This is a genomic window from Candidatus Photodesmus anomalopis, from assembly GCF_000731785.2.
GTDB classification, from domain to species: domain Bacteria; phylum Pseudomonadota; class Gammaproteobacteria; order Enterobacterales; family Vibrionaceae; genus Vibrio; species Vibrio anomalopis.
In genome coordinates this window covers 1-12,573 of sequence record NZ_JGVJ01000011.1, presented here as the reverse complement: position 1 = coordinate 12,573, position 12,573 = coordinate 1, and the positions used below count along the sequence as shown (strand labels likewise).

Here is a 12,573-nt window from a genome sequence, read left to right as displayed (position 1 = left end):
ATGTAGGTAGAAATTGAAACTGTTTTTTTTGATTTTAAAATAAGTACTGTAGACTTTTTTAAGCATAATCATCATCATAAAATTTTATAGAGAGATAATTCATGAAAAAGTATCAGTTTGAATTTATTGAACTTGTCATAGAAATGGGTGTTTTAAGATTTGGTAATTTTTTTTTAAAATCTGGTAGAAAAAGCCCTTATTTTTTTAATTCTGGTCTATTTAATACGGGTTATTCACTTGTACGATTAGGGCGTTTTTATGCCGATGCTTTAGTCCACTCTGGTATTAAATTTGATATTCTTTTTGGTGCTGCTTATAAAGGGATTCCAATTGTAACTAGTACAGCTATTTCATTAGCTGATTCTTATGGTATCAATACAAATTATTGCTTTAATCGAAAGGAAGAAAAAACTTATGCAGAAGGTGGTAATTTAATAGGTGGAAAAATTAAAGGTCGAGTTATATTGCTTGATGATGTGGTAACTTCTGGTAGTGCGATTCGTAAATCTATGGAGATTGTTCAAGCAAATAACTCAAGCACGGTTGGTATTTTAATCGCACTTGATCGCCAAGAGAAAGGAGATAATAAATACTCAGCTATTGATGAAATTCAAAAAGACTTTGATTGTCCTATTATTTCTATTATTAAACTGATTGACATATTAACTTACCTGAAGGATAAAGAGATTTTTAAAGTTCATTTTAGGTCACTACAAAAGTACTATTCCACACATGTCGTTGAATAAATTAATTGGATTTAAGTGTGATTAATTAGGTATAGATTTAGTCCATTCTATCTAGTTGTTTTTCATATTTAATAAAAATAGAGAAAATAGTAACTGCATTATCTTAATAAATATAAAAAAGAGAACTTTTTTTTCGTAATAATTGTTATTATTGATTGTATTAATAAAATTAATGAAAATATGTTTTATTATTTAAGTGATAATATGAAAGAAGTAGTGGAAAAATTAAGTAAAGAAAAGAAACAAAAGGGTTGATTCATATTCTATTTCATCAAATTTAATGTTATAAACAGTGATGTATCTCTTTTTTTTTCGTTTGGAATAAGTGGTTGTGGATATCTATAACTAATGGAAATACTGGGGTTTTATATAATATTGCCACTAGGCTTAATTGAGATTTTGAAATAAATTCAACGGGTGAACTTTTTATCTGTTGATAAAATTTGTAACAATGATTTGTATTCTTAATGATTCCTGCACCAATAGCTGCAATTAGAGAATAATCTGTTTTAAGTTTGATTTCAGCTCCAGTAGAAATGTTTTGCAAATAATCAAGCGCTTCATTAGCTATTTCTTCAGTATAAGCTAAATAAATCGTTTGTTGTTCTATTTTAAATTGAAAAGCAAGTGGTTCTAATTGAATCAGTTTAAGATTTTTTAAAACATTAGATACAATGGTGTTAAAATTATTATTTTGATGAAAAGTCAGATGGATAAGTAATACTTGTTCGAGTGATGTGATAATTTTAGCTTTATAACTAACTTCAAGAACCCGTTCAATTCGTGTTAAACCTGATTCTGGTTTTTTTGTACTTCGTAAAGTTAAATCCATCTTTTTACTTTTAGCAACAGGTTGAAGAGTTCGACTATGAAGTACTGGAGATGCCAAACGTGCCAGTTCGCTAGCTTCATCTAAACGAAGTAATGGTAAAAGATATGCATTATCAACAATACGTGGATCTGCACTGTAAATTCCCATGACATCACTCCAAATAGTAACCTTTGATACTTTTGCTAGGGAACCGATGATTGTTGCAGAATAATCTGATCCGTTACGACCAAGTAAGACTGTGTTTCCGTGTAAATTTTTTGCCATAAAGCCAGTAATAATTAATCTCTGATTAGTATATTTAGTCAAAGCTTTTTTGATTAATGGATAAGAGCTTTTGCTATCAATTTCTGGTTGTGCACTAGAATTTGCACGTAAAAGGGTTCTAGAGTCTTGAAGTACTGATTGTAAATTTTCTTGACATAATAAGGAGGTTAAAAGTCGTGCTGACCAAAGTTCACCATAACCAAGAACCATAGCTTTTTTTGATTCATGTAATGTTCTAGTTAGTTCTTGGAGTATGCTAAATTCATTGTCAAGTCTAGATAGCAGTTGCATACGTATTTTCCCATTTAATAATTCTTTAACAAGTTCAGTTTGAAATTGATATAGAACTTGTAAAGTTTTACTCGATAATTTTTTGTCTTTAAAGGAATTTTTAAGAAATTTAATTAAATAGTCAGTCGTATTACCTGCAGCAGAAACTACAATTAGATCTTCACTATTTGAATATTTTTTTAGAATTTGAACAACATGTCGATAGCACTCTTTACTGGCAAGACTGCTGCCACCAAACTTATGTAGCTGACGAGAAAAGGTCATGTATACTATTCCTAAATTAGTTAACTTTTATTGATTTTTTAATATTAAAGAAAAATTTCTATTTTTGAAATTGAATAACATAGATGAAAGAGTAGCTTTTTTAGATGCAATTTTTACTATAGGTTAAGGCATCAAGTTGTATAAAATGAAATCAGGCATCTTAATTACCACGTAATGAAAAAGTGTTTCATTTACTTACTAATAAAAAGAAAAGTATTTATTTTATCTTAGCTAGATAAAGTGCCAAAACGCTTATTAAATCGATCAATTCGACCACCAGTATCTACAACGCGTTGTGTCCCCGTATAGAATGGATGACACTGATCGCATACATCTAGATATATAGTGTTTTTGTTTAGAGTTGAGTAAAACTTGAATGAATTACCACAGGAGCAAATAGCGTTTATCATTTTATATTCTGGGTGGATTCCTGATTTCATGATGAGATTAACCTTAAATTAGTTTGTGTCACCACCCGATTAAAATTTTCAGTCGGATATTACACTTGATTAAATAGATAACAATTATAGCGATTATATTATTTCCCTTTTTTATTTGTAAGGGTGATCTGAATAATAAAACTAAATTAACATAATAATAAATTTCTACTGTATAATCAATAGTTCTAATGATTATTAGATCCATTAAATTACATTTTTTAAAACTTGTGAATTTCATGTCTTTATCAATTGCCCGCGTTGTACTGCCAATTTATTTAGATCAGAAGTTTGATTATTTAATACCTAATGGCCTTTTTCCTGTTGTAGGTGGACGAGTTTTTGTCCCTTTTAGAAAGAAAATATTACTAGGTATTGTTATTGAGTTAGTTAATGAATCTAAATGTGCTGATAATAAATTAAAATCAATTAATAAGGTCTTAGATAGTAATATATTATGGTCAGAATCTTTGTATTCTTTGCTCAATTGGTGTAGTCAATTTTATCAGTATTCTCTTGGTAAAATCCTATATAACGCATTACCAACTTCGTTAAGAAAAGGTAAACCAGCTGAATTAAGTATTCTTGTATGGCAATTAACAGATATAGGGAAAAAACAATTGATGAAAGATTTCGGTCGTGCAGTCATACAAGCCAAGGTTATAAAAATGCTAGCACTTGGTGATCTTAATCATCGAGTTTTTATAGATTCTGGTATTAGCATATCAGTGTTAAGCAGGTTAAGAAAAAAAGGCTGGATTCATTCTTTAATTAAGAAACCAGTTATTTCTCCCTGGACAAAGTGTATTGAAACTGGCGAAGATAAAATAAAATTAAATAAAGAACAAGTAATAGCAGTTGAAACTGTAATAAATAATCAAATCAAATTTGCTTGTTATTTATTAGAGGGAGTCACTGGTTCAGGAAAAACTGAAGTATACTTGAATTTGGTTAAATACATATTAAAGAAAGGGCGTCAAGCTTTAGTTTTAGTACCAGAAATTGCTTTAACTTCACAAATAATTAATCGGTTTAGAAGACGATTTAATGTTCCAGTAGAAGTAATCCATTCAGATATAAATGATAGTAAGCGTTTAAATTCTTGGTTATCTGCACGAGATAATATATCTGGTATTGTGATTGGTACTCGTTCTGCATTGTTAACACCATTTTATAATTTAGGAATTATTATAGTTGATGAAGAGCATGATATTTCCTACAAACAGAAAGAAAATCCTTGTTATCATGCTCGTGATATTGCTGTGATGCGTGCTAGTAAAGAAAACATTCCAGTAATTTTGGGTTCTGCTACTCCAGCTTTAGAAACATTATATAATGTTTCAATTGGAAAATATCATCATCTTACCTTAACTCAAAGAGCAGGTAGCTCGGTAGCTGTTAAGAATAAAGTATTTGATATTAGAGGAGTATATTTAAAAAGTGGGCTTTCTCCTCTATTGATTTCTAAAATTCGTAAACATTTAAATAATGGGAATCAAATTTTTTTATTTTTGAATCGTCGAGGTTTTGCTCCTATAATTATGTGTCATGAGTGCGGGTGGATTATTAAATGTAAACGTTGCGATGCTTATTGTACTTTTCATCAGTTTAGTAATGAGATGCACTGTCATCACTGTGGTTCAAAACGTTCTCTATTTTGTAAGTGTCAAGATTGTGGGTCTGTAAATCTCATAACAGTCGGAGTAGGAACTGAACAGTTAGAGAAAAAGCTAGAAAAAATATTTCCTAACTACAAAATCATTCGGATTGATCGGGATTCTATTCATAAAAAAAGCACTTTAGATCTTGTTCTTAAATCTATTTATTATGGTGAATATCAAATTTTAATTGGCACTCAAATGTTAGCTAAGGGACATCATTTTCCTAATGTTACTTTAGCAGTTTTATTAGATATTGATAGTGCATTATATAGTAGTGATTTTAGAGCATCTGAACGTTTAGCTCAGATGTTTATTCAAGTTTCAGGCAGAGCTGGAAGAGCTAATAAGATGGGAGAAGTAATTCTTCAAACACGCCATCCAGAGCATCCTTTACTAAAAGTTCTATTAAATAAGGGTTATCCTGATTTTGCAAATATTGCATTACAGGAACGTAAATTAGCAATGTTACCACCATACACATTTTTGACATTATTTAGAGCAGAAGAGAAAAATCTTAAATTAGTAAAAAAATTCTTATTGGAAGTAAAGCTTATTCTTAAAGAACATTCATTATTCAATACTACGTGTACACTTCTTGGCCCTATGCCTGCGCCATTATCAAAGCGAGCTGGTAAATCACGTTGTCAATTGCTTTTACGAACGCAAACTCGTTCATTAATGCAAAAAATATTAGCATCTTCTAGAATTGCCATTAATTCATTACCAATAGCTAATAAAGTTCGTTGGTCTATAGATGTAGAACCACAAGATTTTGATTAATAATACTAATTATATACCTTTAATCAGTATCTTATACTAATTATTATAAGTTCTGAAAAAACATCAGATAATATCTGTTATTTTTTTTGGAGAGAATTTCCTTTAATTTTAGTTTTATTTGTGCTTTATCTGATATGAATAAGTGTATTAAGCTACAATAAATATTTATTTATATATGACCAGTTTTATGATGAGTTTTAATATTTTAATCCAATCTTTAAATAATAAACAAAGTGAAGTGGTAACAGCTCCTTTAGAAAATGCACTAATACTTGCTGGAGCAGGAAGTGGAAAAACTCGTGTATTAGCTTATAGAATTGCCTGGTTGATATCCGTCAAAAAAATTTCACCATTTTCAATTATGTCTGTTACTTTTACCAATAAGGCAGCAATAGAAATGCGTAGTCGGATTGAAGGTTTATTAATGGATGATTATTCTGATATATGGAATGGAACTTTTCACGGGATTTGTCATCGAATTTTACGTGTGTATTTTGCAGAGGCTAATTTATCTAAAGATTTTCAAATTATTGATGCTGAAGATCAGATTCGATTATTGCGACGTTTAATTAAGAATAAAAAGCTTGATGAAAAAAAATGGCCAGTAAAACAGATAATGACTTGGATAAATAAAAAGAAAGATAAAGGGTTACGACCACAGCATATTGACCCTTATCTTAACCCTGTAACTAAAATAAATTTGCAAATTTATTCGGCTTATCAAGAATTATGCGATCGTTCAAATTTAGTAGATTTTGCTGAAATTTTGTTACGTTCACATGAACTTTTAAGAGATAATGAAAAAATAAGAGCATATTATCATAGTCTTTTAAAGTATGTTTTAGTTGATGAGTTTCAAGATACAAATAATATTCAATATGCTTGGTTACGTATGATAGTAGGAATTGATTGTAATATAATGGTTGTTGGTGATGATGATCAATCTATTTATGGTTGGCGGGGGGCAAAAGTAAAAAACATTAAGAGATTTACTTTTGATTTTCCTAGTGTTCGTACTATTCGTTTAGAGCAGAATTATCGTTCTACTAAAAATATTTTAGAAGCTTCTAATGTCTTAATTTCTAATAATACTCAGCGTATGGGTAAAGAATTATGGACTAATGAAGAAAAAGGAGATTTTATTTCGATTTATTCAGCTTATAATGAACTAGATGAAGCAGATTTTGTTGTAAAAAAGATTCAAGAGTGGAAAGAACAAGGAGGTTTATTAAATTCCGTTGCCATTTTATATCGCAATAATATTCAATCTCGTTCACTTGAAGAAGCTTTAGTTCAAGCTAACGTACCTTATCATATGTATGGTGGTATAAGATTTTTTGAGCGCCAAGAGATTAAAGATGCATTAGGTTATTTGCGATTAATAAATAATAGTAATGATGATTCTGCTTTTGAGCGTATAGTGAATACGCCAACGAGAGGTCTTGGTAATAAGACATTGGAAAATATTCGTCTTATTGCTCGAGAACGTCATATCCCAATGTGGGAAGCAAGCATAGCTTTATTAGATGAAAAAATACTAGCAAGTAGAGTAGAAAAATCTTTAGGTCAATTTATTGAATTAATAACTATTCTAAAGACAAATACATTAGGAATGTCACTACATAAACAAACTGATTATGTAATTCGATGTTCTGGTTTGCTTTCAATGTATCAGAATGAAAAAGATAAAAAAATTAAGTCTCGTATTGAAAACTTAGAAGAATTAATTTCTGCAACATATCAGTTTGAAAAAGATGAAAAATCTAAAGAAATGAAATTGTTAACAGCATTTTTAACTTATTCCTCTCTTAGGTCTGATGAAAATCAAACAGGTGAATTTGAAGATGCTGTTCAGTTAATGACTTTACATAGTGCAAAAGGTTTAGAGTTTCCATTAGTATTTATAGTTGGATTAGAAGAAGGTCTTTTCCCCAGTCAGATATCTATAGAAAATTCATTAAGTTTAGAAGAAGAACGTAGGTTATGTTATGTAGGAATGACTCGTGCTATGGAAAAACTTTACATAATTCATGCTGGAGTTCGTCGATTATATGGTCAAAATAAGTACAGAAAAGCATCTAGATTTATTAGTGAATTACCAGAAGCATGCTTAAAAAAATACGTATGATAACTCGAGTAACCTATGAAGTAGGTAATGTTACTAATACTGGATTTATAAACACTCTGGGAAAAGAAAAGTTGAAAAGGAATAATTATTAATTTTGAAAATATTACTTCTAATAATCGTATTCAAGTAGTTTTTAATAATTTTGGAGTTAAATAGTTTATTATTCCCTATTCAAGATTATGGAAGTATTAATCTATTTACTTTTATTCCGTAGAAAATACCGGTAAATGCAAATTTAATTTGGAGCGGGCTAGGTGTTTCTATTACAATTAATATTATTGAAAATTATATTTTTGCCCTTAGTTATTTGGTTTTATTTTAGTGTTATTACTATTGAGTATTGGTGGGTAGAAAATTTATTATCTATTCCTGCATTTTATCTATTTTATTATCTGATTTTAATGTTATTCTTTGTATTCTTTAGACATTGGTTCCATTCACTAATTTGTGTTTTATTTGTTTTTATGTTCATTTTTATTACACCACCAACGAGTCGTGTAGCCGTAGAAAATTGTTCTAAAACTGTAAATATTATTCAATTTAACATGTTTTATAAAAATCAGGATATTAATGATTTCATTAATTATTTAATATCTAATCCAGTAGATTTAGTTGTATTACAAGAAGTAGGCTTAAAACAAAGGGAAGAACTAATACTTTTGAGTGATATATATCCCTTTCAATATGGAACAGAACCATCAATTAGAATTCCTGTTGTCAGCCAGATGATTTTAAGCAAATCACCATTGTTGGATATGTCTTTTTTTCATACGCATGATGGTTGGGATATTGTTAATGGTTTATGGCATTCTTCATCAGAAGAAATTATTAGGTTTTTTTCTGTTCATCTACCTTCTCCTAGAACAAAAAGTCTATGGTCTCGTCGAAATATGCTTTTAAGTACTATGGAATATATAGTTAACCAATATCAACTGGATGATATTCTGATAGTAGGAGATTTTAATCTTTCATCAAATAGTGCGCGTTTTTATTCTCTATTCTCAAAATTTCAAACAGAACCAGTTGTAACTTGGCCAAATTGGAATTTTTTGCTTGCTTGGCCGATTATGCCATATTTTAGCATGATTAGTATTGATCATTTATGGTTTAAATCTGCCAATACTGATTGGCAGATTTGCAGCCGTTCATCAAAAGAATCTATATCATTAAAGTCTGACCATAGAATGGTGTTAACAAAGATAGGCCATTAAATCTACCTCGTTTTGTTTATGGTTAGCTACTACTATTCTTATCTTAGAATATATAGTGTTCATGAAATTCTTATTTTAAGATATATGTTATCCTACTTGTTAATTGTTTGTAAGGATACTTCTAAGTATATAAAAGTTTTATTTTAGGTAGATTAACTTATAAGGTGTAGTATATAAATAAAATTAAAAGGTTATAAGACAATGTATATCTAATTGATATTAGTGTCTTAGCTTTTATTAAAAAGGCTGCTTTACATTTTTTTAGGAGAATTACTTTATAAAATAAAAATTTTCCCCAGCCTTTTTTTTTCACTGTCCGACCATATAGAATATGGAACTGTACTATTTTTCATATCTAGAAAATTTACAGTATCAATAGTAGTATTGTCCTATTTAATATTTTTTTGGATTTAAAAAATTTCTCTAAGGATTAATTTTTGTTTCTAGTATTTGAAATTGAAATTAGATTTCCCAAATTTGAGGGAGAGCATGATTAAGAAGATTGGTGTTTTAACAAGTGGTGGTGATGCACCTGGTATGAATGCAGCAGTTCGTGGTGTTGTTCGTACTGCATTAGGAGAACATTTAGAGGTATATGGTATTTTTGATGGTTATCTTGGACTTTATGAAGATCGTATTAAGAAACTTGATCGTTCAAGTGTCTCTGATTTAATTAATAAAGGTGGTACTTTCTTAGGATCAGCACGTTTCCCAGAATTTAAAAATATTCTTGTTCGTAAGAAAGCCATCAGGAATTTAAAAAAATACTATATTGATGCTCTTGTTGTTATAGGTGGTGATGGTTCTTATATGGGTGCTCAAAAATTAACAGACATGGGCTATCCATGTGTTGGTTTACCTGGTACAATTGATAATGATATTGCAGGTACCGATTATAGTATTGGTTATTTGACTGCCCTAAATACAGTTATTGATGCTATTGATCGTTTGCGAGACACTTCTTCTTCTCATCAGCGAATTTCTCTTGTAGAGATTATGGGACGTCATTGTGGTGATTTAACTCTTATGTCGGCAATTGCTGGTGGTTGCGAGTATATTATCACGCCAGAAACAGGTTTAGATAAAGAAAAACTTATTAAGCATATTCAAGATGGTATTGCAAAAGGTAAAAAACATGCCATTATTGCTTTAACTGAGTTAATGATGGATGTGACCGAACTAGCAAGAGAAATTGAATGGGCAACTGGTAGAGAAACTCGTGTAACAGTTCTAGGTCATATTCAACGTGGCGGTTCGCCTTCAGCATTTGATCGCGTATTAGCTTCTAGAATGGGAAATTACGCTGTTCATTTATTAATTGAAGGTTATGGTGGTCGTTGCGTTGGTATTCAGAAAGAGAAACTTGTTCATCATAATATTATTGATGTAGTTGAAAATATGAAGCGTCCAGTTCGTAACGATTTGCTTAAAGTAGCAAAAGAATTATTCTAAATTAGGTGAATTATACGCTTATTGACTGTAAGTAGAAATGAATTTTTCAAATCGGGAAATTGCACTTTCAAGTTCGTTAATATACGGTAGAGTAACAATCCTAAAGTGATCAGGTCTTGGCCAGTTAAATCCTGTACCTTAGACTAGTAAGACTTTTTCTTGGATCAAGAAGTCGAGTACCATTTATTAATGCTTTGATATCCACCCAAAGCTGTTTGAATGGCGTGTTGCATTGGTACGTTAGCGCATAATCGCATAGAAGTTAAAATTTCGAGTCCAGTAACATATTCTTGAGCCTTATGTTTTGGACCAGTTATAAACATCCATCCAGCACGTAAACCACATACACGATAAGATTTTGATAAGCCATTAAATGTTACTACTAATATATCTTCAGTGAGTGCTGAGATAGAAGTGTATGTTACGTCATCATACAGAATTTTATCATAAATCTCATCTGAGAAAATTATTAATTTGTTTTTTCTTGCAATTTCAATAAATTCAAGCAGAAAGGAATCATCATAAACAGCTCCTGTTGGATTATTTGTGGATTATTTGGATTGATTAGTACAATACCACGCGTCTTTGGGGTGATTTTTTTCTTTATATCATTAAGATCAGGATACCAATTAGCTGCTTCATCATAAATATAGTGAATAGCTTTTCCACCAGATAATGAAATTGATGCGGTCCATAATGGGTAATCAGGTGCAGGAACAAGCATTTCATCTCCATTATTAATCAGTGCTTGCATTGATATTAAAATTAACTCAGAAGCTCCATTTCCGATATATACAATCTTCTACATTAAGGGTATGAATGCCTCTTTTTTGGTAGTATTGAACAATTGCTTTTCGTGCAGAGTAAATGCCTTTTGCATCAGAATAACCTTGTGACATTGGCAAGTTACGAATTACATCTACAAGAATTTCATCTGGAGCATCAAATGGAGCATCAAAGCCAAACGAAGCTGGATTTCCAATGTTTAGTTTAAGAATCTTTTGTCCTTCTTGTTCCATTTTTGTTAGCATGTTTCAGCACAGGTCCCCTAATATCATAGAAAATGTTACTAAATTTCGACGATATTCCAACAAAATTACGCATTAGAAGTTTCCAATGTCATTAATGTAATTACTGTTCTAATATAAAACTAAAATAGAGGAGGATCTTGAACTATCAGATATACTTACTCTGAGGATATCAAACTAATTTACATTCATGCTTTAAGTTGATATCTGATGCAGCAAGCAGAGATCTAGCAGCCCTTTTCAGGGCCGTTAGATCTCTCCTGAAGAATTAATAACAGATGATAACCTAATTTAGAAACTAGTCTTAACACCTACAGCAATACCAGTTTGATTATCATCCTTGTTATTGCCGGCAACTTCTACGTAAGCAGTACTATTTTTTGCAAAATTATACCCAGTATTCACATGCCAAGCTCGAAAGTTTTTTTCATCTGCGTTTTTAGTAACGAATTTATTAACACCAGCACCAAATTTCCAGCTATTTAGTGTGTAATCTCCAGCTAGATAGTAGTTATCGCGTTTTACTTTCTCTGCAGAAGAAAGGTCACCTTGCATTCGATAATAAGCTGCTGATACATTTGCATTTGGAATACCAGCAAATTTAGTTTCTACAGCCACGAGGCGCTCTTTAGAAGTTACAGCTGACGCTTTGATATCTCCATAAGCAACAGAAACATCAAAGTTAGCTACACGTACGCCAACTCGACCATCTAGATATCTTCCGGACTTTCCTAAACTAGAAATATTCTCATTTTTATCTTGCGAATAGGAAAGATTAGTATAGAACATATCAGTATCTAGATCATAACGTATCATTTCATCATTACATATAACTTTATTCCCTTCTTCACTTAATAGAAAGGCTTTTTCACCTAATTGATAATCTGAAGCAATACCTACATCATCTATAACACCACAAATGCGCCCGACTTTTATAGAACCTAAAGACTCAGAACCCAATTTAATGTACACGTCACCCATCATACCTTTTTGATTATTTTTATCTCCATCATATTCTAAGTAACCAGCAACTTTAAGGTCATCGTTGATAGCATAGCTAGCACCAATACCAAAATCTGCGTCATCGATTTTCTGCTCAAAGTGAGAGCCTTTTTTAAGATCCTTTAAATAAACGACGTCAACCCCACCACTTAGGTTAATTTTAATCCCATCATTATCGTACAATGCAACACCAGCTTGAGCAGAACTTGCTGCTATAACACCTAAAGCTACTAGAGTCTTTTTCATAATAATCCACTGCCTTTTTTCTTGATAAATTGGGATGCCTATATGTATGCTTCCCTGTATATGTTTTTTTTGATAACGACTAAACCCTTTCACTAATTTGAACAACGTTACCGTTTTCAAAATCCAGAACTAGATTGCAAAAGATCCTATCTCCTGTCAAATAGAATATAAATTTATTATAAAAATAAAAAAATCTTTAAATATCATAATGTTATCTTATTTAAAGAATAT

At 30.8% G+C, this 12,573-nt stretch carries 6 protein-coding genes and 3 pseudogenes; 5 read left to right on the top strand and 4 right to left on the bottom strand.

What is annotated here, in order from left to right:
* Positions 1-101: 101 nt before the first annotated feature.
* The gene (gene pyrE, locus CF66_RS02690; protein ID WP_016504093.1) at positions 102-746 is read left to right on the top strand and encodes an orotate phosphoribosyltransferase; all 645 of its coding nucleotides are present in this window, start codon (positions 102-104) and stop codon (positions 744-746) included.
* A gap of 304 nt (positions 747-1,050) precedes the next feature.
* Here pyrE and CF66_RS02685 read toward each other — a convergent pair.
* Both CF66_RS02685 and rpmE read right to left on the bottom strand, forming a co-directional pair.
* Positions 1,051-2,397 (bottom strand): annotated as a pseudogene (locus CF66_RS02685) (aspartate kinase); the annotation flags it as partial.
* Positions 2,398-2,624: 227 nt separating this feature from the next.
* A complete protein-coding gene (rpmE, locus tag CF66_RS02680; RefSeq protein ID WP_081697384.1) occupies positions 2,625-2,837 on the bottom strand; it encodes a 50S ribosomal protein L31 in 213 nt (70 codons plus the stop codon).
* Positions 2,838-3,073: 236 nt separating this feature from the next.
* On the opposite strand from rpmE, the gene priA reads away from it, so the two are divergent.
* The 4 genes and pseudogenes from priA to pfkA all read left to right on the top strand — a co-directional run bounded on the left by priA (position 3,074) and on the right by pfkA (position 10,066).
* Complete coding sequence (gene priA, locus CF66_RS02675) at positions 3,074-5,275, top strand: primosomal protein N' (protein ID WP_034411534.1); 2,202 nt, start codon at positions 3,074-3,076, stop codon at positions 5,273-5,275.
* 187 nt (positions 5,276-5,462) lie between these two features.
* A pseudogene (uvrD, locus tag CF66_RS02670) lies at positions 5,463-7,559 on the top strand (DNA helicase II).
* A gap of 308 nt (positions 7,560-7,867) precedes the next feature.
* Positions 7,868-8,614 (top strand): endonuclease/exonuclease/phosphatase family protein, encoded by a 747-nt coding sequence (locus CF66_RS02665; protein ID WP_187649143.1) that lies wholly within the window; start codon positions 7,868-7,870, stop codon positions 8,612-8,614.
* Between the two features lie 489 nt (positions 8,615-9,103).
* Entirely contained in the window at positions 9,104-10,066 is a 963-nt protein-coding gene (pfkA, locus tag CF66_RS02660; protein ID WP_016504088.1) for a 6-phosphofructokinase, read from the top strand.
* Between the two features lie 18 nt (positions 10,067-10,084).
* On the opposite strand, the pseudogene CF66_RS02655 reads toward pfkA, so the two are convergent.
* Positions 10,085-11,170, bottom strand: a pseudogene (locus tag CF66_RS02655) (pyridoxal phosphate-dependent aminotransferase).
* Positions 11,171-11,385: 215 nt separating this feature from the next.
* Entirely contained in the window at positions 11,386-12,447 is a 1,062-nt protein-coding gene (locus CF66_RS02650; RefSeq protein WP_141631651.1) for a porin, read from the bottom strand.
* Positions 12,448-12,573 lie beyond the last annotated feature (126 nt).

Bases quoted from the DNA above. Each gene is read 5' to 3' on its own strand.
- pfkA (WP_016504088.1), top strand. From the start codon at position 9,104: ATGATTAAGAAGATTGGTGTTTTAACAAGTGGTGGTGATGCACCTGGT.
- CF66_RS02665 (WP_187649143.1), top strand. From the start codon at position 7,868: ATGTTCATTTTTATTACACCACCAACGAGTCGTGTAGCCGTAGAAAAT.
- pyrE (WP_016504093.1), top strand. From the start codon at position 102: ATGAAAAAGTATCAGTTTGAATTTATTGAACTTGTCATAGAAATGGGT.
- priA (WP_034411534.1), top strand. From the start codon at position 3,074: ATGTCTTTATCAATTGCCCGCGTTGTACTGCCAATTTATTTAGATCAG.
- rpmE (WP_081697384.1), bottom strand. From the start codon at position 2,837: ATGAAATCAGGAATCCACCCAGAATATAAAATGATAAACGCTATTTGC.